The organism is Shimia aestuarii (assembly GCF_022814865.1).
GTDB lineage: Bacteria > Pseudomonadota > Alphaproteobacteria > Rhodobacterales > Rhodobacteraceae > Shimia > Shimia aestuarii_A.
This window is the reverse complement of record NZ_JAKVRD010000009.1, coordinates 49,020-74,761: the sequence shown is the minus strand read 5'-3', so window position 1 is coordinate 74,761 and position 25,742 is coordinate 49,020. Positions and strand designations below refer to the sequence as shown.

The window sequence follows — 25,742 nt, the reverse complement described above, 5'->3', positions numbered from 1 at the left end:
CATGTTCTCCCGGCTCGACACGCTTGATCAAGCTCTTCTCGATGGGTTCCAGCGCGAGTTCCCAATCGAGACACGCCCCTTCGCCCGGATGGCCCGCACGTTGGGTGCCTTTGAGGACGACGTGCTGATCCGGTTGCGCCGGCTTCAGGAGGCCGGACGCATCGCCCGTGTGGGGGGCACCGTGCGCCCCAATACCGCTGGTGCGTCCACCTTGGCGGCCATCGCTGTCCCCGAGAGCCGTATTGACGCGGTCGCCGCTCAGGTCGGGGCAGAGCCGGGCGTCAATCATTCCTACCTGCGCGAGGACAGGGTCAATCTCTGGTTCGTAGCGACAGCCCCGGACAAGGCCGCCCTCACCGAAAGCCTCGATCGCATTCGCGCGACCACCGGGCTTGAGGTCCTTGACCTGCGCCTCGTGCGCCCCTTCAATATCGACCTTGGGTTTTCTCTAAGCGGGCAAGCCCGTACTCTGATGCCAACAGGCACACCGGATCTGAACGCCCTTCTAGAAAGCGACCGCCCCATTCTCCACGCCCTGAGCCAGGGCCTGGCCCTAGTGCCACGACCCTTCGAGGACGTTGCACAGAAACTCGCTCGAAGTGAGGCAGAGATCCTTGCGCGCATCCGTGCCCTAGAGACGGCCGGCATCCTGACGCGGATCGGCGTGATCGTGCGTCACCGCGCCATCGGTTGGACAGCGAACGCAATGGTCGTCTGGGATATTCCCGAAGAGCGCATTGCCGAGGCCGGAACCGCATTGGCCCGCCACCCTGGCGTGACCCTGTGCTACCAACGCAAGACCGTGCCGGGGGTCTGGCCCTATCGGCTCTATTCCATGATCCACGCCCGCGACCGGGAGGAGGCCGAGACCATCCTGCAAGGCGCCCGCGCCCTGCCGCCTCTTCGTGGGGTTGACCACAAGGCGCTCTTTTCCCTGCGCTGCTTCAAGCAAAAAGGCGCGACGCTCGCGCGCGCTGACGGCAAGGCGGCGTGAGCAATGCGACGCAACCCCCTTCCCCAAGACACGCTCGACGCCACGGACCGCGCGATCCTCAATACGCTGCAAGAGGGTTTCCCGCTCTCGCCGCGCCCCTTCGCGGAAGCTGCCGCGCCTCTTGGCATTTCCGAAACCGATCTCATAAACCGCATTGCGCGTCTGCGCGAAATCGGCGCGATTACCCGCTTTGGTCCCTTCATGGATGCCGCTGCTATGGGCGGCGCCTTCTGCCTCTGCGCCATGCAGGTACCGGACGAGAGATTCGAAGAGGTCATGACTTTGGTCAATGCCCTGCCCGAGGTGGCGCATAATTATGAACGCGTCCACAAGCTCAACATGTGGTTCGTCCTCGCCTGCGACAGGGCCGACGAAATCCACGAGTCAGCGGACCGGATCGAAGCGCTCACCGGCCTCACCGTGCGGCGTTTTCCGAAACTGAAAGAGTTCTTTATCGGCTTCAAGGTCACGGCATGAGCATCGACCAGACAGACCGGCGCCTCCTGATCGCCACCGAAAGCGGGCTTCCCCTCTCGCCAACGCCCTATGCCGAGGTCGCGGCATGGCTTGACCTTGACGAAGCTGAGGTGATCTCTCGCCTGCGCCGGATGCAGGACAGCGGCATCATCCGCCGCATCGCGATCGCCCCCAACCACTATGCGCTCGGCTTGGTCGCCAACGGCATGAGCGTCTGGGACGTAATCGACACAGCGGCTGAGACCCTTGGGGAGCAAATCGGTGCGCTCGATTTCGTGAGCCATTGCTATCTACGCCCACGCTCCCTGCCCGACTGGCCCTACAATCTGTTCGCCATGATCCACGGCCCCGACCGGGAGACGGTCGAAACCTACCGCGAGGAGATCAAAGCCCTTCTCGGCTCGGCCTGCCGCAAAAACGACATTCTCTATTCGAAACGCATCCTCAAGAAAACCGGGATGCGCCTCAAGAAAGGAGCGTAGCGATGTTCCGTTTGACGCAATACATGCACGAACTGACAAACCCCACCCCGGTCCGGCATCGCGTCGCGACCGGATCGGTCAAACCGGTGGTGATCTGGAACCTGACCCGGCGCTGCAACCTGCGCTGCCGTCACTGCTACACCTCCTCCGCCGACGTCACTTTCCCCGGCGAACTCAACCGTGAGCAGGCGCTCGCGGTGGTTGATGACCTGCACGCCTTCCAGATCCCTGCCCTGATCCTTTCGGGAGGCGAACCGCTCTCGAGCCCGTTCTTTTTCGACGTGGCCGAGCGCGCGAAATCGCTGGGCTTTCGCCACCTTGCGCTCTCCTCCAACGGGACCAAGATCGTCGGCGACACCGCCCGCCGTGTCGCGGATCTCGGTTTTGACTATGTCGGTATCTCGCTGGACGGGATCGGCGACATGAACGATTGGTTCCGTGGCAAGGAAGGGGCTTTTGACGAGGCGTTGGCAGGTGTGCGCGAAGCCAAGAAACGCGGCATCAAAGTGGGGTTGCGCTTTACCATCACCGAAGACAACGCCCATATGCTTCAGGATATGCTCGACCTCTGCGATAGCGAGGGCGTGGACAAGTTCTACCTCTCGCATCTCGTCTATGCCGGGCGTGGTGACAAACACCGCGGCGACGATACAGAACGCGCCCGAACCCGGCACGCCATGGAACTACTGATCGACCGCGCCTGGGTTGCCGTGGCCGAAGATGAACCGCTTGAAATCGTGACCGGAAACAATGATGCTGATGCCGTGTATTTCATGAAATGGGTGCGTCGCAACTTCGACGAGGCCCGCGCCGACCATGTCGAGGCACATCTCAAGGCATGGGGCGGAAATTCCTCGGGCCTGGGCGTCGCCAATATCGCACCGCTCGGGACTGTCCACCCCGACACCTACTGGTCCGACTACACGATCGGCGACGTGAAATCCCGCCCATTCTCGGACATATGGACCGGGGACGACAAGATGCTCGCCACTCTGCGCCAGCGCCCTCGCCCCCTTAAGGGCCGCTGCGGGGCCTGCGCTTTCAAGGACGTCTGCGGCGGCAATACCCGTATCCGCGCCCTTCAAATCACGGGCGACCCATGGGCCGAAGATCCGGCCTGCTATCTCTCGAATGCCGAGATCGGTATCGACGAGAGTGATCGCCTGAATGTGACCCCTTTCCGAGGCAAGAGCCGTGACCCTGAGCATGTCTTCTTCTAAACCGTTGCGCGCGCTGGCACTGACTCTCGCGCTGACCGCATCCCCCCTTGTCGCCGACCCTGAGGGGGCGGGGATATACCGTGATCTGTGCGCCTCCTGCCACGCTGAAACACGTCTCGGCGGCACCGGCCCCGCCCTGATCCCGGAGGCGCTCAAACGGCTGCGCGGCGCCAAACTGACCGACATCATCGCCAATGGTCGCGTCGCCACCCAGATGCCCGCCTTCGCACAGACCCTTTCCGAGGAGGAGATCGCAGCGGTCGCAGCCTATATCGCGACCCCTTTGTCCACACCACCGATCTGGACAACAAAAGAGATCGACGCCACCCGTGAAATGAACCCCGACTATGTCGCGGCGACGTCCCCATCCTTCTCCGTGGACCCGATGAACATCACGCTGGTGGTGGAGACCGGCGACCACCACGTGAGCGTGCTCGACGGCGATACCTTCGATGTGCTCGACCGCTTTCCAACACCCTTCGCCGTCCATGGTGGCCCGAAATTCAGCCCCGACGGGCGCTATGTCTTTATCATGTCCCGCGATGGCTGGGTGCAGAAATATGACATCTGGTCCCTGCAAGAGGTCGGTCGCGTCCGCGCCGGTATAAATAGCCGCAACATCGCAATGAGCGCAGACGGCAAATGGCTCGCGGTTGCAAACTACCTGCCGCATAGCATCACCATCCTGTCGACCACAGACCTCAGCGTGGCACAGCTCCGCACCGTGACCGCCCATGACGGCCGCGAAAGCCGCGTCTCAGCGGTTTACCAGGCCCCGCAACGTCAGAGTTTCATCCTCGCTCTGAAGGATGCTCCGGAGATCTGGGAAATCGCCACGGCCGAAGACGGCGGCCCTTTCTTCGACGGTTTCGTTCATAGCCACCAGAAAGACATGAAAGAGTCCCTCGGCGCCGAAGAAGGCCTCTTCGCGCGGCGTCGGATCAAGGTCTCGGAACCGCTCGACGACTTCTTCTTCACCCCCGACTACCGCAATCTCATCGGTGCGAACCGCGACGGCGACAAGGGGGTCGTGGTCAATCTCGACGTCGGACGAGAGATCGCGGAATTGCCGCTTCCCGGCATGCCGCATCTCGGCTCGGGAATCAGTTGGGACAGCAACGGCCGCAAAGTCATGGCAACACCGCACCTGCGCGAAGGCCGGCTAAGCGTGATCGACACTGCAAACTGGTCCCTGATCAAAACCATCGACACAGATGGCCCTGGCTTCTTTCTGCGCAGCCATGAAAACACGCCCTATGTCTGGGCCGATGTATTCTTTGGACCGAACCGCGACAAACTGCATGTAATTGACAAGGACAGCCTGGAGATCATCCGCACGCTTGATCCTGCGCCGGGCAAGACCGTCGCCCATATCGAGTTTACCCGCGATGGGCGCCATGCCCTCGTGTCGATCTGGGAGGATGACGGGGCGGTGATCGTCTACGACGCGGAAACCCTCGAGGAAATCCGGCGGTTGCCCATGCGCAAGCCCTCCGGGAAATACAACGTCTGGAACAAGATCACCTTCTCCGACGGCACAAGCCACTAACCACGGGGAGAGCGCCGCATGAAAAACCTCTTTGCACCGACGAACCTGCGCCTTTGGCTACTGCTCTACCCGTTCACCGCGGCTGCGGTGGCCATCAACCTGTTTCTCTTGTTCCTCATGCTTCAGGTCTTTGGCGTCAGCGTGCTTGCCCCGCTTCACGCACTCCTCGCCGCGGTTCCGCTCGGGGTGCCTGCGAATAGCATGGTGGCTGCCTGGGTCACACGGTTGATCAACGAGGCCGAGGGGCGTTCACAAGGCTGACAAGGGCTGAACCGTCAGGCCGCCCCCGACCAGTCCGCACCGCACTCTCCCGTCAGGAAGCCATCGGCAAGCGCCCCGTCCGGGACCAGCGCCAGAAGCGCCTTTGCAAACGCGTCTTTATCTTCGCGCCCATCTAGCACCCGCGCATAGCCCTCGCAAATCTCACCGAAATGGCGCGATTGCGGCGAAAGCCGCAAAGCGCTCACCCCCACGTCTCGTAGGAGATCGTATTGACGCGCCATGCTCATCGTCGCATGAGACAAGGTCTGCACACCGTTGGCGACAAGGAATTTCTGCGCATCCAGCGTGTCGACATCCCGGCCGTCCGGATCCTCGCCACATACGAACTGACAGTTGTCCTTGATCCGGTCATGCAGGCGCGCATGATAGCACCGGGCTGAGATCGCCAAAGGCGCGCGCCCATGCCCCCATACCTCGATTGCCACGCCGCTCTCCCGTCCAACCTCGGCAAGTCGCTGCACCGAGTCGATCGGCAACTCCGGCGGAAGGCAAATCCGCTGCGCACCCTTGTCGGCGAGCCATCGCAACGTCCCTTCATTGTAGACATTGACCAACGGCCCGACCCAGAAGCCCTGCCCGTCCGGCAGGTGCTGCAAGGCAGAGAGGTCATTGATCTCGACCGTGACGCCCGCATCAAAGAGATCAGCGGTCTGTTTGCGTTCCCGCTTCAGGGTCACGAGCGCCAGCGTCGTCAGCGCCACATCCTTGCCCGCCGCCATCATCGTCTCCACCGCTTCCGGGAAGGCGTTTGCCACGAACGGCAATCGCTTGGAGCACACCAATTCGCCAATCACCACGCGCGCAACCGGCGCCTTTGCCAGTTTTTCATAGAAGCCTCGTGTGGTCTCCAAATCCCAGAAAAACGGGTTCGCTCCAACCGTGAGGTCCATTTTCTGCTCCATGTCCTACCTCCAGACCTTGGCATAGGCGCCCGTCGTGACCGCCTGACCCTCGCTCAATGTCGCCAGGATACCGTCCGGCATCGGCTGTCCCTGCGCCTCGGCCTCGACAGCGGCCCGGAAGGCCCGCACAACCTTCTCGACATAAGACCGGCTGCGCTGTCGTCCCTCGATCTTGAGAGCCGTCACTCCCGCCTTCGCGAGCTCGGGGATCAATCTCGTCGCATCAAGGCTTGTGGGGTCTTCGAACACATGCCCGGTCTGATCGCGTGAGGTGAAACACCCTTTGCAAAGGGTCGGATATGGGGCCGATTGATCTTTTGCGGTGCGATGGATCGTGAACCCACCAAGCCGCGCTACAAGGTCTCCCGACTCTTGCGAATAGGCCACATGGCTCGCCGGTGAGCAGACACCGTTCATGTTCGGCGACCGCCCCGTGGCATAGGAGGAAAGCGAACACCGCCCCTCCGCCATGACGCAAAGCCCCCCGAACACGAAAACCTCTGTCTCGACATCGATCTCGGCATTGATCGCTCGGATCTCCGCCACCGTGAGCACGCGCGGCAACACCACACGGCGCACACCAAAGCTTTCCGCATAGAAATTGATCGCATCCGGGTTGGCCGCCGCCGCCTGTACCGACAGATGCCGCCGAAGCTGCGGATGGTGCTCGGCCGTATATGCCAAGAGCCCGAGGTCGGCGAGGATCACCGCATCCGCCCCCAGCGCCGCCGCATCCGCAATCGCGCGGTGCCAGACCTCCTCGCCACCAGCACGCGGGAACGTATTGATCGCCACGAGCACCTTCGCTCCATGGCCATGTGCAAAGATGATCGCCTCGCCAAGTTCCTTGCGGCTGAAGTTCAGGCCGGGAAAGTTCCGCGCATTGGTTTCGTCGGCGAAACCGCAGTATATTGTATGCGCCCCGGCCTTCACCGCCGTGCGCAATGCCGCCGGGGTGCCGGCGGGACAGACAAGTTCCATCATGAATAGAAATCCATCGTCATCTGGTGTCGGTTGAGCGGCAACCCGGTCATTCGTTCCGCCACGCCAAAGGCACGGCGAACGAGCGCTCGCGAGGTCTCGCCAAGGCCGAGCTCTTCGACGAGATCGAGCTCGGCGTCGTCTATTGCATTGCGCAAAGCGAGCACCGCGCTGGTGTCTCCCTCTACCATTAGGTCTCGCGAAAAGAACAGCGCGTCGCCATCCCAAGTGCCATGCATCATTCCAAGGAACCCCGCGACAGGGCCCCGGATCGTCGCGTCTGCGCCCCGGATCGCGTTCCGACGCCGCGCCCGCATGGTCGGCGCGCCGTTTCCAAGATCGAGGACGAGCACGAAAGGCTGGTCCATCATATCAAGCTCGAAACATGCGCCGGCATAGTCCCCCAGGCGGCCAAACAAATCCGGATGCCGCACCGCGACCCGTCTGGCAAGTCGCGTCAGAAGGATCGACACCGGCCCCAATGGCAACGGTCGCATGGCAGTCTGGAGCGCCTTCGGTATCACTGGTAGCTCGTCACTCATGGCATCCCCTCTTTGGCTCTGCGTCGAGGAGTAGACCGTCAAATCGCCGCGATGATTGACGAAAGTCAAAAGCTCCGCCTGTTGCCACTGATAGACACGCTGCATCACCAGCCGCGGAGCCTTACATGAGGACATTGCCTGTATTTCCTGACCTGCGTTCGTTCCTTGCTTGGGCGCAGGAGGAACGTCAGGTTCTGCATATCCGCGAACCGGTGAACCTGCGGCATGAAATGGCCGCGATCCAACAGCAGATGCTGCGCGCGGATGGGCCGGTCTTGCGCTTTGACAAAGCAATGCAGGGCGCGGCAGCGTCCTCCATTCCTGTCGTCGCAAATCTATTCGGCACATCCGAGCGGGTCGCGGCGGGGCTCGGTGTAGCTCCGTCCGCGATCTCGGATCTTGGGGCATTTCTCGCCGAATTGCGTGCCCCCGCTCCGATACGGGGCCTCAAGGACGCCATGTCACGCTGGCCGACTTTGCGCACCGCGCTGACGACCCGCCCCAACATCATGAAACGCCCGCCAGTGCAGCAGATCGAGGCCGCCCCGGACCTGGGAGCCCTACCAATTCAAACGCCTTGGCCTGAAGACGCGGGCCCTCTCATCACATGGCCGGTCGTCAACACCCGACCGCATGGCTCTGATCCGGCTCAGGCCGCCGACTACAACCTCGGCGTCTATCGTGCGCAAGTGCTCGGTCCCGACAGGCTCATCCTGCGCTGGCTCGCCCATCGTGGCGGGGCGGCCCATGCGCGGACATGGCACATGCGCGATGAACCAATGCCCGTGGCAATCGCGCTCGGCGCCGACCCTGCCACGCTCCTGTCCGCGGCCCTCCCCCTTCCGGAACAGATCTCCGAAATGGCCTTCAGTGGAGTCCTGCGCGGCGCACGAAGCGAACTGGCCCATGCCAAGACCGTGCCGCTTCTCGTCCCGGCCCGCGCCGAGATCGTGATCGAAGGCTGGGTTCATCCGGGCGACACGGCACCCGAAGGCCCTTTCGGGGACCACACGGGCTACTACAACGCGGTCGAGCCCTTCCCCGTGATGCGGGTCTCGACGATCACACATCGCAAGGACCCGCTCTATCTCACGACGATGACCGGTCGCCCCCCTGACGAACCCTCGGTCATTGGCGAAGTGTTCAATACCCTCGCCCTGCCCGTCATTCGCGCCCAGATTCCCGAAATTCGCGATCTCTGGCTGCCGCCTGCCGCCTGCTCCTATCGCATGGCCGTGATCGCCATCAACAAACGTTACGCCGGTCAGGCTCGGCGCGTCATGATGGCGCTTTGGGGGATGCTGGCGCAGTTCAGCTATACCAAGACGATCATCGTCGTGGATGACGATATCGACGTGCGCTCATGGGATAACATCGCCTGGGCCATGGCGACACGCATGGACCCCGCCCGCGATGTCATGGTGCTCAAGGATACGCCGATGGACTATCTTGATTTCGCTTCTGCCAAAGAGGGTCTTTGCGGGAAACTCGGCATCGACGCCACCAACAAGATCGGCAGTGAGACCCGCCGCAGCTGGGGCGAAGTGATGACCCATGATCCAGCCCATCTCGATCGCGCCGACGCCCTCGTCTCGGAATGGCAAAGGGATCAGCATGGATAAGCCAAATGTCGTCCTTGGCCTAGCCGGCGCATCCGGCGCTCTGCTCGGTCTGGAGGTTGCCCGACACCTGTCGCGCCTCGAAATCACTTTTGACCTCACCGTCTCGACCATGGCCGAACGCACCCTCGCGCTCGAAGTCGGGCCGAACGCCCATGACGAGTTGCAGAACCTCGCGGAGAGGACGCATCCAATTGCCGATCTCGGTGCCAGGATCGCTTCCGGCTCGTCGCCCTTTGCGGGCATGATCGTGGCCCCCTGCTCAATGCGCAGCCTGGCCGCCATTGCCACAGGTCTGGACGACACGCTCCTCACCCGCGCCGCCTCGGTTCAACTGAAGGAACGCCGCCCGCTGGTTCTTCTGGCGCGCGAAGCCCCCCTCACGCTTGCCCATCTGCGTAACATGACATCCGCTACAGAGATGGGAGCGACGATCCTCCCGCCCGTCCCGGCCTTCTACCTGTGCCCTGAAACCACCGGAGAGATCGCCCGGCAGATCGCGGCGCGCGCCGTCGACCTCCTGCAGCTTCGCCCGATGTCGGCGCAGGCATGGCAAGGCTAAGCACGCTCCGGCGCGGCATGCCCGACTGAAGACCGCACCAGCACCACCACACCTGCAAGGAGCCCTACGAAAATGGCGATAGCCACGGACGAACTTTGTGGGTGCTGGGAAAAAGTCCCGACCTGATAGGCCATCACCGCACCGCCATAGGCCAGAAGCGTGGACCATAGCGCCGAGATGCTCGCCCAAAGCCCGCCAATCTCTCGACAGATCGTCGATAGCGCCGCCACACAAGGCACATAGAGCAGGATGAGCACCATATATGCGAACGCCCCTGCCGCCCCATCGAACCGCCCGCGAAGCTCGGTGAAAAGGGAGGCCTCGACCTCTTGCGCGCTGGCTGCTTCCGCAAAGCTCTCGATCGGTCCGAGATCAAGCCCCAGAGGGTCCGCCAGCGTGGCTATTAGCCCCGCACCCGCACCTGCCAGATCGCGCATAGCGCCCTGCGCCGTCGAGACTGGGTCGGGCGCCTCTCGAGCACTCTCACCTTCTGACACATAAAGCGCCTGGAGCGTGCCGACGACGGTTTCCTTTGCAAAGATCCCCGTCACGAGTCCAACCGCCGCCGGCCAGTTCTCCTGCTCAATACCCATCGGCCCGAGCACCGGCGTCACGACCCGCGCCGATAGTGCCAGGATTGAGCGGCCATTGCCCTCGTTGCCGATGGAACCGTCCGGCGCGAAGGAATTGAGCAAGGAGAGCAAGGTCACGACAATCGCAATCGTCCTGCCCGCCTCGCTCAGAAATTGCTTGAGTCTCACCCAGCAAAGTCGAAGCCCCTGCCCGATGGCCGGCGCCTGATAGACCGGAAGCTCGATGGCAAGCGGTCTCGGCGAGACCGGCAACAAGCGCGGCGCAAGGATCCATCCCGTGAACAATGCCACCGCGACACCAAGCAGGTAGAGCACAAAGACAATGTTCTGTCCCGATGTCGGGAAGAACGCCGCCGCGAAGAGCGCATAGACCGGGAGCCGCGCTCCGCAGGACATGAACGGCGCCATGAGCGCGGTCATGATCCGTTCGGACCGGGTATCAAGCGCCCGCGTCGCAAGGATGGCTGGGATCGTGCAACCAAACCCGAGGATCAAAGGCAGGAATGCACGCCCCGAAAGGCCAAGCCGCCGCATCATCCGATCCGCGACTACTGCGGCGCGGGTCATGTATCCGCTTTCCTCAAGCAGGATTTGGCAGAAGAACAGGAACCCCACGACGGGCGCAAAAGTCGCCACCGTCTGTAGCCCCGTGCCCACTGCACCAAGGGCAACCGACAGGAAACCGCCCTCTATCCCGAGGCGAAACAGCAATAGCGCGGGCGCATCGACAAATGCTGCCTGCGCAAGGCCGTCAAACAGGTCGATGAACACCGCTGCAAGGTTGATGGAGACGAAGAACACAAGGTACATCACCGTCAGGAAAACAAGCATCCCCCAGCGCTGAGACAAAGCGATCCGGTCAATCCGGTCCGACCAGAACCGACGCCCCACGGGCGGCGGCATATCGAGCGTTGCCACAAGCGCCCCAGCCCGCGCCAAGGGCGCCTCCACAAGCGCCGCGTCCAAAACAAGCCCATCCCGCTTCTCTGCCGCATCACACAACCTGTCCCGCAGCGCGCGCAAGTCCGGCGTCGCGAGGTCCGAGGCCAGCTTGTCCCGTTCGAGCAAACGCCGCGCCGCGGCACTTGGGTTCACCGACAGCAAGCTGTCCCCTCCCTCAAGTGCTCGCACCAGCGCCGCGCTCTCTTCTACGGCGCCTTCCGGGGTGCCTGAAACCTGTGGCGGAAAAAGGAGCAGCATCTCCAGCGCTTTGCGCATTTCGACCATGTCGCCCTGACGGCGTGAGGACACGGTAAGAACCTGGATGCCAAGCGACCGCTCAAGCCTATGTCGCGCCGCTTCTATCACCGCCGGATCCCAATAGTCCGCCTTGGTCAGCACCGCGAGGACCGGAAGCCCGCAATCCATCGCCTGCAAGAGCATAGACAGCCCGCGATGCGGCGCCGACAGGTCGACAGCCACGAGGATGAGATCGCATTTCGTGGTCAGGATTGCCTCGCGCGTGACCCGCTCGTCCATGCGCTCCGCCGAAGGTGACGAAAGGCTTGAAACCCCGGGCAGGTCGACGATCTCCGCATCCACTGTTCCAAGGCGCACGCATCCGGCCTTGCGATCCACCGTTACGCCGGGCCAGTTCCCGATGGTTTGGTTGGAAAAGGTAAGACGATTGAACAGGGTGGACTTCCCGGAATTCGGCGGACCGAGAAGATAGACCCGACGCACCTCCGCCCCCGGCAAGGCGACCCCGCAGGCTCCTGCCTCCTTAAGGGCACATGAGCCGCAACTCATGAGCGAGTTGCCCCGCAGCTTGGGCAGCTACGCAAAGAGATCGTACGTGCGAGATCCGCACCGACAGCGGCCCGGATCTGTCCACACGCCAAGACACAATGGCGCTTGTCGCAGACCGATACGACCTGCACTTCCTGATCCGGCGCCAAACCTGCCGCCAAGAGCTCAAGCCTGCTTTCGAGCGTATCGCCAAGCGAGTGGATCAAACACCGCATGCCGACGCGCGCCGCGACGAGCGGAAAGACATCTTCGACCGGACCGGCCTCAAGGTTGGGAGAAATTTCCGACATGGGGGACTCCTGATTCCCTCACACCATAATGCCGATTGTTTTTATCGGAATTGACAGAAGTCAAACGCGACCATCCCTTTCCGCAACGAACCGTCAGTCGCCGCGTGGCCGGAATCGGAGCCAAATCCCATCCCGACCCCGCACCGTGAGCTGTGCAACGGGGACGGGCTCCCGTCCCTCGACGAGTTCGACACGGTAGCGTTGCAAGATCATCGACAGGATCAACTGCCCCTCCATCATCGCGAAAGCCGATCCCGGACAAACGCGCGGCCCCTCCGAGAAAGGCAGATAGGCTTGTCGCGCGCTGGCCCTGCCCTCTTGGCTGTCCCAGCGGGTGGGATCGAAACTGTCTGGCCTGTCCCAAAGCCGCTCATGCCGATGCAGGTGCCACGGGCTTATGATCACCTGCGCACCCCTTGGAACCTTCCGCCCCCGAAAGACCTCTTCCTGCGCCGCTTCCCGAAGGTACATCGGCACCGGCGGATAGAGACGCAACGCCTCCCGGAAAACCGCCCGCGACAGGCGCAACTTGCTCCCTGCCGAGAAATAGATCTTCTCAGGATCAATCGTGGCTTCCGCCTCCTGCGCCACCTTTTCCTGCCACTCCGGGAAAAGCGCCATCAAGTAAAGCGCCCACCCCAGTGCCGCAGCCGAGGTCTCGTGGCCCGCCAACAGGAAAATACCAACCTGATCGACCATCTCCTGCGCCGTAAAAACCCGCCCATCTTCCGCGTCAGGTGTCGTCATGATCCGCGTCGCGAGATCATCCGGCGCGCGGCCCTCTGCGATCTCCTGCGCCCGCGTCGCGACAAGCGCCTCGACCAAGGCTCGGATCTGTTTGGCCGTGCGGCGCGCCTTGCGCCCCCGCCAGCGCGGAAACCAGGCCGGCAAGGGCAAGAGCGAGCCGCTATTGAGAAGCGGCCGCGCGGCCTGATGCGCCCGGAACGCCCTAAAAACTGATTGGGCGGTGTCGTTCTCGACCGGGATTGAAAACATGGCCCGAAAGATCACGTCGAGCGCGACATGCGAGGTGACCGTCTCGACATCGACAGGCCGACCATCCGCGACCGGCCCAAGCCGCTCGACCGCGGCGGCGGCAGCATCCCACATGACCGGGAACACCTCTCGCACCCGGCCACTTTCGAACGCAGGATCTATGATCCGTCGCTGCCGTTCCCATTCCTTGCCATTCGTGATGAAGACGGAATGCCCAAGAAGCGGGACGAGCCCCTCAAAGAGCCGGTTGGACTTTGGAAAATCCTCCGATCGCCGCGACAGGACAAGATCAACAAGCTCGGGATCATTGCACAGGAAAGACGTAAAGAACGGCGTGCGAAACTCCGCCATCCAAGCGCGATAGAGCCGCGCCGGCTGCGCCGACAGGATATCCTGCCGAAACCTCCAAAGATAGGAAAGTAGTGAAACCCGCTCGGGACGTGAGGCGGGTTTCACTGGCTCGGGTCTAGGATAATGCGGACAACTCATGAAGGCCTCAGTTCCACCTTTCCAGTCTCGTAGAGGCCCTCACCGCCCACATATGAACTTACGCTAACTGAGTCGCGCCGCCCTCAACTTGACTTTCGTCAATGGACCATGTGATGCAATAAGTTAGTGATTACTCACTAATGGAGAACCTATGCCGGGACATCGAAAATCCGCACCTGTCAATCTCGGAGTAAAATTGGGCCAGGCGCCGGTGTAAAACTGGGCCATGTTGGTTGAGTGATGCGGCGCCTTGGCGTGCGTGCTTTCAATATAGCTGACGCATGCCAAGGCGCACTGGCCGCAGGCCAGTTCTGATCAATTTTTGGTTTTGGATTTTCGGCTTTCGCGCAGGCGGAAGCTCTCGCCGTTCATCTCCAGAATGTGGACGTGGTGTGTGAGGCGGTCGAGGATGGCACCGGTCAGGCGTTCTGTTCCGAAGGTTTCCGTCCATTCGTCGAACGGCAGGTTGGAGGTGATGATGATCGATCCGCGTTCGTAGCGTTGGCTGATGACTTCGAACAGCAATTCCGCACCTGTCTTGGACAGCGGCACAAAGCCAAGTTCGTCGATGATGAGCAGATCCTGAGCCGCGAGCTGTTTCTGCAAGCGTTGCAGGCGGCGTTCATCGACGGCTTCGATCAGCTCATGCACCAGAGCTGCCGCTGTCACAAACCTGACCCGCATACCTTTCTGGCAGGCGGCCAGGCCCAATCCCAGGGCTGCGTGAGTCTTTCCGGTACCGGATGGGCCGAGGGCGATTATGTTCTCGCGGCGTGTCACGAACTCACACCGGGCCAGCTCCATCACAAGCATTTTGTTCAGCGAGGGGATTGCCTTGAAGTCGAAGCTATCGAGGCTCTTGGTTGCCGGGAACTTTGCTGCTTTGATCCGACGCTCGATCATCCGGCGCTCGCGTTCGATCAATTCCAATTCGCATACCCGGAGCAGATATTGGACATGGTCCTTGCCCTCGGCAGCACATTGCCGGGCAAGCTTGTCGTATTCGCTTAGGAAGGTCGGCAGCCTCAGCTTCTTGAGGTGATGTGCGAGCAAAACCTGTGGGGCATCTGTCATGTTGTCACCCCAGACATCAGTACTTTGTAGCTTGCCGCCTTTGTTGTCTCGACTTGGGCTGCTGGCAGGAAGGGATAGACATCCAGATCCAGTTTAGGCGGGCGGCGCTCAATCCGGCACAGCACCAGGTGCTTGATTGCGTCATAGCCAATTGCGCCGAGATCAAGGGCCTGGCGCACCGCGCCATGGACATGATCCATCTCGAAGGTCTCTAACAGCCGTAAGACCTGAACATACTCGCGCTTACCCGGTTTACCCATTCTGGCCTCCAGCAACCGGCGCAACGTGGCAAATGCATCTGGCAAGTCCCAGCCTTGCAAAGGCGCAGCCTGATCCAGGGCACCGACCTTCCGCTCCAACAGCGGCAGGAAATGCACCGGGTCGAAGATCATATCGGCCTTGTCATAGGATCGCTGATGCCGGGCGATCACATCCGGGCCGCAGCCGATCACAACCTCATGGACATATCCACGAACCTGAACTTCGTGATGAGCGAACGCCACGGGCACAGAATAATCATTGCTCCGATAGCGCACCATCGAGATCGACGTCGCCCGCGTACTGACCTTCTCGCAGGCGTCATAGGGTGTGGGCGGCAGTGCCATCAGCGCATCCAGATCACGTAACATGCGCTCGCCGATCATCTCGGAATGGCCGCGCACAATGTCGTTCTGACGCCGCAGGCATTGGCCTTCCAGCCAGGCATTCAGCGCGTCGAAGTCCTCGAACCGCGGCGCGGGAACCATAAAGTTCCGCCGCCCATACCCAACAGCCCCTTCCACATGCCCTTTATCATTGCCCTTTGCAGGGCGCCCAAACTTGTCGTCAAACAGATAGTGAGATTGCAGCTCGGCGAAGGTGCGGGTCCGCTCACGTGTGCCGTCACCGCAAATCTTGGCGACCGCAATAGTCGTATTGTCATAGAGCATCGACAACGGCACGCCGCCAAAGAACGCAAAGGCAGCGTTGTGGCCATCGCAAAAGGCTTCCGTGGTCTCCGCAGGATAGGCCTTTATGAAGACCGCATCCGAATGCGGCAGCGCCATTGCGAAGTAGTGCAGCTTGCATTCGACCCCACCGATCACGCCCAGAGCCTCGCCAAAATCCACTTGTGCATGACCCGGGGCGTGGCTGAGCGGCACAAATACTTCTTTCGAGCGCCGCTTCTTCTCGCGGACGTAATCCGTGACGATGGTAATGCCGCCCGTGAACCCGTGCTCGTCGCGCAGCCGGGCATGAATGTGCTTGGCCGTATGACGCTGTTTTTTGATCCTGGCTTTATCGTCTTCCAGAATTTGATCGATGATTGGAATGAACGGATCAAGCTTCGGTCGCGCTGGCGGAGTGCGCCGCCGATATCCAGGCGGTACCGAATGCTGCAAAATCTTCGACACAGTCTTGCGATCAATCCCGAAATGCCGTGCTGCCGCACGCTCGCTCATACCCTCAACATGGCACGCCCGGCGCACCCGATTATAAAGTTCCACAGAATACATCTCCCCGCCTTCAGATCGTTGCCTCAGGCGTAAAGTGGCGGAATTTTACTCCGCTACGATCAGGAAATCTGACCGCTTCTGTGGCCCATTTTGTCTCCGGGATTCACAAAACCCCGACACAAAGGCAAACGCAACCATCGCCCGATCCCGGCGCTGCGTGAGCGTTCTTGCAGGCATGCCATCGACCATGGCCCATGCCTCGTCCAAGGACGGGTAGATTTTCTGGCGCTCTTTGAGGCCAACCCCAGATGTCGCGCGCGGCAAAGCAAAGTAGTCGGGAATGCTCGCGCTCAGACGCCGATACCCAGTTTGACCTCTAAGCCACTTGAAGAACGCACTGAGATGAGACGCGCGGTGGCGCACGGTCGAGCTGCTGAGACCACCGCTTTCCTTGGGGCGCTTGTGTAGTTCAACCAAATGATCACGGTACGCCCCAGCCCGTTTGGTCGTGACTTTGTCAAAGCTCTCGCCACCGATGAACTCTTCAAACTCGCGAATGCTCACAAGGTAAGCCTGTTGCGTTTTCTCGCTAAATCGCCCCGCATAGATCTGCCACTCGTGAATAATTCGATCGTTGCTTGTGAACCACGCCACATCCTGACCCCCTTTATCCTTCCCAATACGAGCCGGGAGTGCCGCCTGATATTCGTCTATCTCGGAAAGCTCGGTGTTGGTATCGAGGCATTCCTGCACCTTGGTGCATTCCGTCGCACCCAGGAACTTCAGCACCCTTGCCCCACAGTCGCAACACGTCGCATGAGCAAACGTTCGACGGCCCTCCACGATCTCCAAACGCACAGATCGGACGTCAGGAAACACAGCAGCCCCGCATCCCACGCATTTGAACTCCCCAAATCGCAAGCCCCTCCGTGCGCGCGCCACTCTGGCATCATGAAACCGCTTAAGCTCAGTCCCGCGGAACAGCTGCGGAAAACTATCGTCAGAAGGGCGCAACCCTTCGCGCACCCAATTTGACACAGTGTTGCGGCAAACATCGTACAACACCTGCACTTCATTGACGGTATAGACCCTGTTTAACGACAGGCAGACGTTTCGATATGACCGGCTCATACCGCGCCCTCCGAACCAGAGTCTCTCGAAGACGCTTCCTGCAACTCCAGCTCATAGGCAATGAGGTCAGACAGCAACCACCGCGTGGTTCCAGGACTGATCACAACTGGTTTTGGAAACCGCGCGCTGCTTTTTGCCCAGCGCCAAACCGTTTGCCGGGAGACGCCGAACCGGGCCGCAACAACGCGATCACATAGATATCGCTCATCTTCGGGAAGAATAGGCACGGAACGCTTCCGATGCCCCCTCAACGCTTGCTTTCTAGAGGTCTTCGCGCTCAGGGGCGCTGCCGCTTCTCGTGGCGGCTCCCCCTCGAGGAAAAGATCACGTATCGCTTTTGTAGTCTTGGGTGCTTTGGACATGCCAAAACCCTCCTTCGGAATGAGGGTTTCACGACACGTCTTGCATCTAGAAACGTATGTTACTGATGGTCGGAATCAGGCCTGTTGCCATGACGCGACTGATCCAATCGGATCAAGAACCAATGAACCTTGTCGTTACTGTTCGGTCAATAGAGAATCTGACAACGACCAAACCGCGTGGGGCTGAATGTGGGGCCAAACGATAGCGCTACACAAAAATAATTAAATATCAACAACATAAACAAAATAGTGGCGGAGGAGGTGGGATTCGAACCCACGGTGGGCGTTAACCCACGTCGGTTTTCAAGACCGGTGCATTCAACCACTCTGCCACTCCTCCGGTTCATCTTCCCTAAGGCCAGCCGTTTGATTCTGAAAGCCCCCTTGCGCACTGACCTAGTGGGAAATTCCGCCGACGCTGATGCGCAGACTTTTCTTGACCTGCCCTTGCAGCTACACTGCGGTCAACGTGCGGCGCAGGCAGGCCGTGCTAATCAAAGACCAAGATCAGTCCCGGGCAAGAGAGGCGGCGCAAGACACGCCCCAGAGACCCGGCAAGACAGGACCCGAGACGAGGCAAAGGGCATCGCATGACACGCATGACACTCCCGGATTTATCACCGGCGCGCAGGCTTGGCCTCGCTCTGATCACAGCCGCCGCCGTTGCGGGGTGTCAGGACGGCCAGAGCTTCTCCGAAATGTTCAAATCCGGCCCGAAACAAGAACAGACCGATAGTCGCACGACAAAACTTGTCGAACGCGATGTCGAAGCGCCCGAGGTTTTCTCGGCCACGGAGGCCGGTCTTTGGGACGGGCGGCCAAGCCTTGGCGGCATCTGGGCGGCGCATCCTGATGTGGCGGACCCCGATCGCGTCATCATCCGCAACCAGAGCAACGGCAAGTTCGTCATCGGAGCACTGTATCGCCGTGAACGCGAGATTCCCGGCCCGCGGATTCAGATCTCCGCCGATGCTGCCGCCGCGCTTGGCATGCTCGCCGGACAGCCGGCGGAACTGAACGTCACCGCCCTGCGCCGGGAAGAAGTCGCCGAAGATATTCCCGCCGCAACCGACGCGATGGCGGCAGAAGAAGTCGACACCGAGGCGCTTGATCCCGTCGCCGCGGCAACCGCCGCACTAGACGACACCGACACGGCCGTTGCTCCTCCGGCGCAGACCGTTACCTCAGAATCCGCGCCCGCACCCTCGGCCTCGTCGCTCTCCAAACCCTATATCCAGATCGGGATCTTCTCGGTGCGCGACAATGCCGACAACGCGGCAGGCACGATGCGCAACAACGGCATGGTGCCGCTGGTCAAGAAGATGACCAGCAAGGACAAGACCTTCTGGCGTGTCGTCGTCGGCCCGGCCACGAACGCCGCCGAACGCAAGACCCTTCTCAACAAGATTCACGGCACCGGCTTCACCGACGCCTATGCCGTCTCGAACTAGGCCAGCCCCAAGGACACGCGCATGACACAGGCCATCAAAGCCGCCCTGACCGCCGCCCTCTTGACCCTCCTGGGCCTTACACAGGCCCAGGCTTTCGATACCGGGGCGCGCGCCGCCTATGTCTTTGATCAGGAGACAGGCTCTGTCCTCCTATCCAAGAACGCCGATACCCCGCTCCCGCCGGCGTCCATGTCCAAGCTGATGACGGTTTACATGGCTTTCGAGGCGGTGCGGGAAGGGCGCCTAAGCCTCAAAGAAGAATTGCCCGTCTCGCAACATGCGATGAACTACGGCGGCTCGACCCTCTTCCTGCGCGCTGGCGAACGGGTCAGCGTCGAAGACCTCCTGCGCGGTATCATCGTGCTGTCCGGCAACGATGCCTGCGCGGTGATTGCCGAGGCGCTCTCGCCGGACGGGACCGAAGCGGGCTTTGCCCAGCTGATGACTCGCCGCGCGCGTCAGATCGGCATGGAGAACTCGACCTTCTCGAATTCCAATGGCTGGCCCGATCCCGGTCAACGTATGTCCATGCGTGATCTCGCCGTGCTGGCGAACCGCCTGCATCTCGACTTCCCCGATTTCTACCCGATGTTCGCCGAGAAGGAATTCCTCTTCGACGAAAAGGAAAGCCAGAACCGCTACAACCGGAACCCGCTGCTTGGGCTAGGTATCGGTGCCGACGGGCTCAAGACCGGGCACACATCCGAAGCAGGGTATGGCCTCGTTGGCTCTGCCAAACAGGGCGACCGCCGCGTCTTCTTTGCGATCACCGGCCTGCCGACGGCCAAATCCCGCGCTGAAGAAGCCGAGGCCATCGTGAACTGGGCCTTCCGTCAATTCACCCCCAAGACCCTTGTGCGGTCTGGCGATACCGTGTTTGACGCGGAGGTGACGATGGGAAACGCAAAAACCGTGCCGCTCGTCCCGGCACGGGATATCAACCTTCTGCTGCCGATCTTCGCTGACGAGAAGGTCCCCTCTGAGGTGATCTATTCCGGTCCCATCGAGGCCCCCATCGCCAAGGATCAGGAACTTGCCACATTGGTGATTTCCCCCGAGGGTCTGCCGCCCGTCACCGTGCCGCTCTTGGCTGGCAAGGATATCGGCAAAGGCGGCTTTTTCGTGCGCCTGCGCGCGGCAGCCACAACACTCCTTGGCTCTGCTGGCCTGACCGTTGGGGATGCCTTGTGACGGCCGGCGGGCGCTTTATCACATTCGAAGGGATCGACGGCTCCGGCAAATCGACCCAGATCAGAAGCCTTGCGGATTCCTTGCGCGTGGCGGGATATGACGTTGTCCTGACTCGAGAACCCGGCGGGTCGCCGGGGGCCGAGGAAATCCGCCGGCTTGTGCTCGAAGGCGATCCCGACCGCTGGTCAGCAGAAACAGAGATTCTCCTGTTCACCGCCGCACGGCGCGATCATCTCGAACGCACGATCCTGCCCGCGCTGGCTCGGGGGCAAATCGTACTCTGTGACCGCTTTGCCGACTCCACCCGCATGTATCAGGGGTTATCTCGCGGTGACCTGCGCGACGTGGTGGATCAATTGCACACCTTGATGATCGGACGCGAACCGGACCTCACGATCCTGATCGACATGGACCCCGCCGTCGGTCTCGCCCGAGCGAAATCGCGCGAAACCGCGGAAGAACGGTTTGAGGACTTCGGCCAGGCGCTTCAGGAACAGATGCGCGCAGGCTTTCTCGCGCTGGCGCGTGAATTCCCCGACCGCTTCCGCAAGATCGATGGCGCAAAGGGCATCGACGCCGTGGCCGCCGATATCCTCGCAATCGTCGAGGCCGAACTGGCATGAGCACCGACGACGACCTCCCCGAACCGGACCGCATCGAAGGCGCCCCCCACCCGCGCGAAACCGCGCGGCTTTTCGGGCAGGACACGGCCGAAGCGGGCTTTCTCGACGCCTTTAATGCGGGCCGACTGCATCACGCATGGCTCTTGACCGGGCCGCGCGGCACCGGCAAGGCGACGTTGGCATGGCGCATCGCGCGCTTCCTTCTCGCCACGCCGATGGACGCGGGCGACGGCCTCTTTGGCGACGCGCCCCCGGCGCATGAAAGCCTCGAGGTTTCTCCCGAACACCCGGTGGCGCGCCGCATCCTCGCCCGCTCTGAGCCGGGCCTCTTCACGATCAAACGCGGTATCAACGAAAAGACCGGTAAGCTGCGCGACATGATCGTCGTCGACGACATCCGTGGCCTGACCCACTTCCTGACCATGTCCGCCGCCGATGGCGGCCGCCGCGTGGTGATTGTCGACGCCGCGGATGAGATGAACGTCAATGCTGCCAACGCGCTTCTCAAGATGCTCGAGGAACCGCCCGCGAACACGACCATGCTCCTCGTCTCGCATCAGCCCTCGCGCCTGTTGCCGACCATCCGCTCGCGCTGTCGCGAACTGCGCCTGACGCCGCTTGATCTCGACGACATGCAGCGCGCCCTCGCCCAAGCCGGAGCCAGTGAGGGAAGCGAGGCGCCCGCCCTTGCTGCACTTTCTGCCGGATCGGTCGGTGAAGCGATGCGCCTGATGCGGCTTGGCGGGCTCGAGATGTATGCCGAGATCGTCGCCATCTACGGTGGCGACCGCGGCCCCGACCGGCCCCGCGCCTTGAAACTGGCTGAGGCCGCAGCGACACGCGGCGCCGAAGCGCGGTTCGATCTGCTGCTGACGATGTTCGACACGTTCCTCGCTCGCCTCGCCCGCACCGGCGCGACGGGTCAGCCCCCGACCCCCGAGGCCGCCCCTGGCGAAGCGGACCTGCTCCAGCGGCTTGCCCCCAATCCGCACAAAGCGCGCGCATGGGCCGAGATTGCCCAGACGATTTCAGACCGGACCCGCCACGGCCAAGCGGTCAACCTTGACCCTGCCGCCCTCGTCCTAGATACGGTGTTCAAGATCACTGAAACCGCATCGCGCTGAGACATGACCGACATTCCCCAGATCACCGACAGCCATTGCCACCTCGATTTCCCCGATTTCGACGGCCAACTTGACGAGATCATCGCCCGCGCCCAGCGCGCTGGAGTGACGCGGATGGTCACGATCTGCACACGCCTGCGCAACGAACCTTCCGTGCGTGCCATCGCCGAGGCCCATGCGCCGGTCTTCTACGCCGCTGGCACTCACCCGATGAGCGCCGCCGAAGAACCGCTGGCAAGCGTTGATGAACTGATCGCCCTCGCCCAGCATCCGAAGTTCGTCGGCATTGGCGAAACAGGCCTCGACTACCACTATACCGCCGAAAGCATGGACATTCAGAAAGAGTCTCTGCGCATCCATATCACGGCGGCCCGTGAAACCGGCCTGCCCCTCATCATCCATTCGCGCGACGCGGACGAGGACATGGCCGCGATCCTGTCCGACGAACATGCCAAGGGCGCCTACCCGTGCGTGATGCATTGCTATAGTTCCGGGCCTGAGCTCGCGAAAACCGCCGTGGATCTTGGCTTCTACCTCTCCATGTCCGGCATCGCGACCTTCCCGCGCTCGCAAGAGGTGCGCGATATCTTCGCCGCCGCCCCGGTCGAGCGCATCCTCGTCGAAACCGACGCGCCTTACCTCGCACCGCCCCCGCATCGCGGCAAACGCAATGAGCCCGCCTATTCCGCGCTCACCGCGCAGGTTGGCGCCGAGGTCTTCGGTATGGACTACCCGGCCTTTGCTGCCCAAACTCAGGCCAATTTCGACCGCCTCTTTTCCAAGGCTGCGGCCTACGCGGAGGCCGCATGAGCGCCCGCCTGACCTTTACCATTCTCGGCTGCGGCTCGTCCGGCGGCGTGCCACGGCTCGGCGGGCACTGGGGGGATTGCGACCCCGACAATCCCAAGAACCGCCGCCGCCGCTGCTCTATGCTGATCGAACGCGAGACCGGCGAGGGCAAGACGACGCTCCTCATCGACACCTCGCCCGACATGCGTAGCCAACTCCTTGATGCCAATGTCGGCGCGCTCGACGCGGTGATCTATACCCATTCCCACGCCGATCACGTGCACGGCATTGATGATCTGCGTATGATCGTCTTCAATATGCGCAAACGCCTCCCCGTCTGGGCCGATGGCCCGACTCAGGACGCGCTCTATTCCCGCTTTGGCTATGCCTTCGTGCAGCCTGAGGGCTCGCCCTATCCGCCGATCCTCGACATGCACACGATCAAGGGCGACGTGACGATCTCCGGCGCAGGCGGTGACATCGTCTTGACCCCGGTCAAAGTCAACCACGGCAGTATCGACGCCCTCGGCTTCCGCGTCGGCGGTCTCTGCTACATGCCCGACGTGGCCGAAATCTACGATGACGCGTGGGAGCAATTGCAGGATCTCGATTGCTGGGTCCTCGACACGCTGCGCCGCACGCCACATCCGACTCACGCCCATTTCGAAAAATCGCTTGAGTGGATCGCCCGCGCTGCCCCGCGCCGCGCCGTGCTCACCAACATGCATATCGACCTCGACCACGCCACCGTCGAGGACGAAACCCCCGATCACATCAGCGCCGCCTACGACGGGATGCAGATCACCTACGAGGTCTGACGCCTATGCAAACCCTGATCTCGGTGATCCTGCCTGTCTTCCTCGTGATCGGTTTTGGCTATGGCGCCGCTTGGCGCGGCCTCTTTTCCGAGGCCAATGTCGACGGGCTGATGCGGTTTGCAACAAACTTCGCGGTGCCGGTCCTTCTCTTCCGCGCCATCGCGGGTCTCGACCTTTCCGCCGAATTCGACCTCGCCCTCCTTGGAAGCTTCTATACCGGGGCCTTCCTGTGCTTTGTCGCGGGCCTGTTCGGAGCGCACTATTTCTTTGGCCGGGATTGGGAGGATGCCGTCGCAATCGGCTTTGTCTGCCTGTTCTCCAACTCGCTCCTCCTTGGCCTGCCAATCACTGAGCGCGCCTTCGGGGCCGACGCCATGGCAGGCAACTATGCGATCATCGCGATCCACTCGCCTTTCTGCTACGGGCTTGGCATCACGGTCATGGAAATCCTGCGCGCGCGTGGCAAATCCCCGGCGCTGATCCTGCCCACCGTACTCAAGGCAATGTTCTCCAACGCCCTGATCGTCGGCATTTCGCTCGGTTTCCTAGTGAATCTCTCCGGCACGACCCTGCCAGAACCCGTCTCAGTGGCCGTGGACCTGATGGCGCGCGCGGCGCTTCCGGCGGCGCTTTTCGGCATGGGCGGTGTGCTCTACCGCTACCGCCCCGAGGGCGATCTGCGCACCATTGCCTATTGTTGCGTGATCTCGCTCGTTCTGCACCCGGCCATCGTCTGGGCACTCGGGACTTGGAACGGGCTGGATATCGCGTCGTTCCGCTCTGCCGTCCTGACCGCCGCCATGCCCACCGGCATCAATGGCTACCTCTTCGCATCGCTCTACGGCCGTGCCCAGCGCACCGCCGCCTCGGCCGTCCTGATCGGCACGGCAAGCGCCATCGTCACGATCTGGCTCTGGCTCTTTACCCTGCCCTAAGCCTAGGCCGCGCCATCCTTGCGCACCATCCACCCGGCGAGTTTCCAGCCAAGCACCGCGATCGCCGCCCCAAGATAGCCGTCAATCGCGTAATGCCAGGCAAGCATCACCGACCCGACCATGATGACCCCTGCAAACACCGCCATGATCCGTCCGGCCCAGCGGCCATAGGTATAGGCATAAAGCATCATCAACACGCTCGACGCGACATGCATGCTCGGCATCGCGGAAATCCCCCGCGCGCGCCCCTCGGCCACATAGCCTTCCCAAAGCATCTCATGCACATCAAGCGCCCAAATGCGGCCCACCGCGTCATAGCCCTTGAGCGTCTCCGTCAGAGCGACGAAGTCTGCGCCAAAGCCAAGGCGCTCGTAATAGACCGGCCCTGCAGAGGACAGCAGCGTTGCAATCACATTGCCGCCAAGGAACCAGACCACAACGAAGGAAATCAGGTAGCGGTAATGCGTGGCCCGGTTCTCTTTCGAGAAACAGGCCAGAATGACCGAGAAATACATCAGGAAAAGCCAACCGTGATAGGCGGCGTTAACCCCGGTCGCGACCACCGGAGTCCCGATCAGGCCGAGCACGATCTTGTAAGGATCGACCCCGAAATGCAGCGCCCGGTCCCACTCGGCAAAGGTCACGTCCCATGAGAATGGGTTCACAAAGGGAATCGCGAACTTGAGATAGGCGAACGTCCCCATGAAGACCATGAAAGCCACAAGCGCCACCATCCCAAGGCTGATACGCTCGAAATCAAGAAAGACGCGTCGGGCATCCGTCATCATCTGGTGAATCGGGCGCTGTGGGCGCACCACAAAAGCGAGATGCAGGAACCGCCCCACCAAGAGCAATAGAAGGAAAGGCGGCAACATCCCCGTGAACAGAAGCATCAAAGCGCTAAACGTGCCCGTCTCGAACGGCACCCCGAGCAAGCGGCTCACATAGGTGGCCGCCGCCACTGTCACCAAGACACAGGCGATCAACAGGCGGTTCCTAAGAAGGCATTGCGGCCAAGCCCAAAGGGAACTGCGTGCATAATCTGCCTGTATCGACATGGATTCTGTCTCCTGTGCTTTCA

At 61.6% G+C, this 25,742-nt stretch carries 25 protein-coding genes and 1 tRNA gene; 15 read left to right on the top strand and 11 right to left on the bottom strand.

Annotation, left to right across the window (positions count from 1 at the left end):
• Window position 1: 1 nt before the first annotated feature.
• Genes ahbB (MK745_RS11000) through MK745_RS10975 form a run of 6 tightly spaced genes read left to right on the top strand, consistent with a single transcriptional unit; the run spans window position 2 to window position 4,983 of the window.
• Complete coding sequence (gene ahbB / locus MK745_RS11000) at window positions 2–994, top strand: siroheme decarboxylase subunit beta (RefSeq protein ID WP_243613338.1); 993 nt, start codon at window positions 2–4, stop codon at window positions 992–994.
• Between the two features lie 3 nt (window positions 995–997).
• Window positions 998–1,471 carry an Lrp/AsnC family transcriptional regulator gene (locus tag MK745_RS10995; RefSeq protein WP_243613337.1) on the top strand — a complete coding sequence of 158 codons (474 nt, stop codon included), beginning with the start codon at window positions 998–1,000 and terminating at the stop codon, window positions 1,469–1,471.
• Window positions 1,468–1,953, top strand: a complete 486-nt coding sequence (gene ahbB, locus MK745_RS10990; RefSeq protein WP_243613336.1) for a siroheme decarboxylase subunit beta — start codon at window positions 1,468–1,470, stop codon at window positions 1,951–1,953. The genes MK745_RS10995 and ahbB (MK745_RS10990) overlap by 4 nt, the downstream gene beginning before the upstream one ends.
• 2 nt (window positions 1,954–1,955) lie before the next feature.
• A complete protein-coding gene (nirJ, locus tag MK745_RS10985) occupies window positions 1,956–3,173 on the top strand; it encodes a heme d1 biosynthesis radical SAM protein NirJ (RefSeq protein ID WP_243613335.1) in 1,218 nt (405 codons plus the stop codon).
• Window positions 3,160–4,722 carry a nitrite reductase gene (locus MK745_RS10980; protein ID WP_243613334.1) on the top strand — a complete coding sequence of 521 codons (1,563 nt, stop codon included), beginning with the start codon at window positions 3,160–3,162 and terminating at the stop codon, window positions 4,720–4,722. The genes nirJ and MK745_RS10980 overlap by 14 nt, the downstream gene beginning before the upstream one ends.
• Window positions 4,723–4,740: 18 nt before the next feature.
• On the top strand, window positions 4,741–4,983 hold the full coding sequence (locus MK745_RS10975) for a hypothetical protein (RefSeq protein ID WP_243613333.1): 243 nt from the start codon (window positions 4,741–4,743) through the stop codon (window positions 4,981–4,983).
• 14 nt (window positions 4,984–4,997) lie between these two features.
• Here the strand turns inward: MK745_RS10975 and ubiV are convergent, their stop codons facing one another.
• The 3 genes from ubiV to ubiT are packed head-to-tail and all read right to left on the bottom strand — an operon-like array spanning window position 4,998 to window position 7,564.
• Window positions 4,998–5,894, bottom strand: a complete 897-nt coding sequence (ubiV, locus tag MK745_RS10970; RefSeq protein ID WP_243613401.1) for a ubiquinone anaerobic biosynthesis protein UbiV — start codon at window positions 5,892–5,894, stop codon at window positions 4,998–5,000.
• A 15-nt stretch (window positions 5,895–5,909) separates the two neighbouring features.
• The gene (ubiU, locus tag MK745_RS10965) at window positions 5,910–6,887 is read right to left on the bottom strand and encodes a ubiquinone anaerobic biosynthesis protein UbiU (RefSeq protein WP_243613400.1); all 978 of its coding nucleotides are present in this window, start codon (window positions 6,885–6,887) and stop codon (window positions 5,910–5,912) included.
• On the bottom strand, window positions 6,887–7,564 hold the full coding sequence (gene ubiT / locus MK745_RS10960; RefSeq protein WP_243613332.1) for a ubiquinone anaerobic biosynthesis accessory factor UbiT: 678 nt from the start codon (window positions 7,562–7,564) through the stop codon (window positions 6,887–6,889). Before ubiT ends, ubiU begins: the two co-directional genes overlap by 1 nt.
• Between ubiT and MK745_RS10955 the strand changes: the two genes are divergently transcribed.
• Window positions 7,555–9,051 carry a UbiD family decarboxylase gene (locus MK745_RS10955; RefSeq protein ID WP_243613331.1) on the top strand — a complete coding sequence of 499 codons (1,497 nt, stop codon included), beginning with the start codon at window positions 7,555–7,557 and terminating at the stop codon, window positions 9,049–9,051. The two genes, ubiT and MK745_RS10955, sit on opposite strands and share 10 nt — an antisense overlap.
• Window positions 9,044–9,610, top strand: a complete 567-nt coding sequence (locus MK745_RS10950) for a UbiX family flavin prenyltransferase (RefSeq protein WP_243613330.1) — start codon at window positions 9,044–9,046, stop codon at window positions 9,608–9,610. The genes MK745_RS10955 and MK745_RS10950 overlap by 8 nt, the downstream gene beginning before the upstream one ends.
• Here the strand turns inward: MK745_RS10950 and feoB are convergent.
• The 7 genes from feoB to MK745_RS10915 all read right to left on the bottom strand — a co-directional run bounded on the left by feoB (window position 9,607) and on the right by MK745_RS10915 (window position 18,070).
• Window positions 9,607–11,952, bottom strand: coding sequence for a ferrous iron transport protein B (gene feoB / locus MK745_RS10945; protein WP_243613329.1), 2,346 nt, complete (start codon window positions 11,950–11,952; stop codon window positions 9,607–9,609). The genes MK745_RS10950 and feoB overlap by 4 nt on opposite strands.
• Window positions 11,949–12,242, bottom strand: a complete 294-nt coding sequence (locus MK745_RS10940; protein ID WP_243613328.1) for a FeoA domain-containing protein — start codon at window positions 12,240–12,242, stop codon at window positions 11,949–11,951. Before MK745_RS10940 ends, feoB begins: the two co-directional genes overlap by 4 nt.
• A 93-nt stretch (window positions 12,243–12,335) precedes the next feature.
• Entirely contained in the window at window positions 12,336–13,727 is a 1,392-nt protein-coding gene (locus MK745_RS10935) for a cytochrome P450 (RefSeq protein ID WP_243613327.1), read from the bottom strand.
• 315 nt (window positions 13,728–14,042) lie between these two features.
• Entirely contained in the window at window positions 14,043–14,801 is a 759-nt protein-coding gene (gene istB, locus MK745_RS10930; RefSeq protein WP_243613326.1) for an IS21-like element helper ATPase IstB, read from the bottom strand.
• Window positions 14,798–16,297, bottom strand: a complete 1,500-nt coding sequence (gene istA, locus MK745_RS10925) for an IS21 family transposase (RefSeq protein ID WP_243613325.1) — start codon at window positions 16,295–16,297, stop codon at window positions 14,798–14,800. The genes istB and istA overlap by 4 nt, the downstream gene beginning before the upstream one ends.
• Before the next feature lie 45 nt (window positions 16,298–16,342).
• The gene (locus tag MK745_RS10920; RefSeq protein ID WP_243613324.1) at window positions 16,343–17,368 is read right to left on the bottom strand and encodes a phage integrase N-terminal SAM-like domain-containing protein; all 1,026 of its coding nucleotides are present in this window, start codon (window positions 17,366–17,368) and stop codon (window positions 16,343–16,345) included.
• Between the two features lie 612 nt (window positions 17,369–17,980).
• A tRNA-Ser gene (locus tag MK745_RS10915) sits at window positions 17,981–18,070 on the bottom strand.
• Window positions 18,071–18,320: 250 nt separating this feature from the next.
• Here MK745_RS10915 and MK745_RS10910 point away from each other — a divergent pair.
• The 7 genes from MK745_RS10910 to MK745_RS10880 are packed head-to-tail and all read left to right on the top strand — an operon-like array spanning window position 18,321 to window position 24,661.
• On the top strand, window positions 18,321–19,181 hold the full coding sequence (locus tag MK745_RS10910; protein WP_243613323.1) for an SPOR domain-containing protein: 861 nt from the start codon (window positions 18,321–18,323) through the stop codon (window positions 19,179–19,181).
• 21 nt (window positions 19,182–19,202) lie between these two features.
• Window positions 19,203–20,372, top strand: a complete 1,170-nt coding sequence (locus MK745_RS10905; RefSeq protein ID WP_243613322.1) for a D-alanyl-D-alanine carboxypeptidase family protein — start codon at window positions 19,203–19,205, stop codon at window positions 20,370–20,372.
• Window positions 20,369–20,995 (top strand): dTMP kinase, encoded by a 627-nt coding sequence (gene tmk / locus MK745_RS10900; RefSeq protein WP_243613321.1) that lies wholly within the window; start codon window positions 20,369–20,371, stop codon window positions 20,993–20,995. The genes MK745_RS10905 and tmk overlap by 4 nt, the downstream gene beginning before the upstream one ends.
• Window positions 20,992–22,119, top strand: coding sequence for a DNA polymerase III subunit delta' (locus MK745_RS10895; RefSeq protein WP_243613320.1), 1,128 nt, complete (start codon window positions 20,992–20,994; stop codon window positions 22,117–22,119). The genes tmk and MK745_RS10895 overlap by 4 nt, the downstream gene beginning before the upstream one ends.
• A gap of 3 nt (window positions 22,120–22,122) precedes the next feature.
• On the top strand, window positions 22,123–22,929 hold the full coding sequence (locus MK745_RS10890) for a TatD family hydrolase (protein ID WP_243613319.1): 807 nt from the start codon (window positions 22,123–22,125) through the stop codon (window positions 22,927–22,929).
• Entirely contained in the window at window positions 22,926–23,726 is an 801-nt protein-coding gene (locus MK745_RS10885) for an MBL fold metallo-hydrolase (protein WP_243613318.1), read from the top strand. Before MK745_RS10890 ends, MK745_RS10885 begins: the two co-directional genes overlap by 4 nt.
• Window positions 23,727–23,731: 5 nt before the next feature.
• A complete protein-coding gene (locus MK745_RS10880) occupies window positions 23,732–24,661 on the top strand; it encodes an AEC family transporter (protein ID WP_243613317.1) in 930 nt (309 codons plus the stop codon).
• Between the two features lie 2 nt (window positions 24,662–24,663).
• On the opposite strand, the gene MK745_RS10875 is transcribed toward MK745_RS10880, so the two are convergent.
• Window positions 24,664–25,719, bottom strand: coding sequence for a phosphatase PAP2 family protein (locus MK745_RS10875; RefSeq protein WP_243613316.1), 1,056 nt, complete (start codon window positions 25,717–25,719; stop codon window positions 24,664–24,666).
• Window positions 25,720–25,742 lie beyond the last annotated feature (23 nt).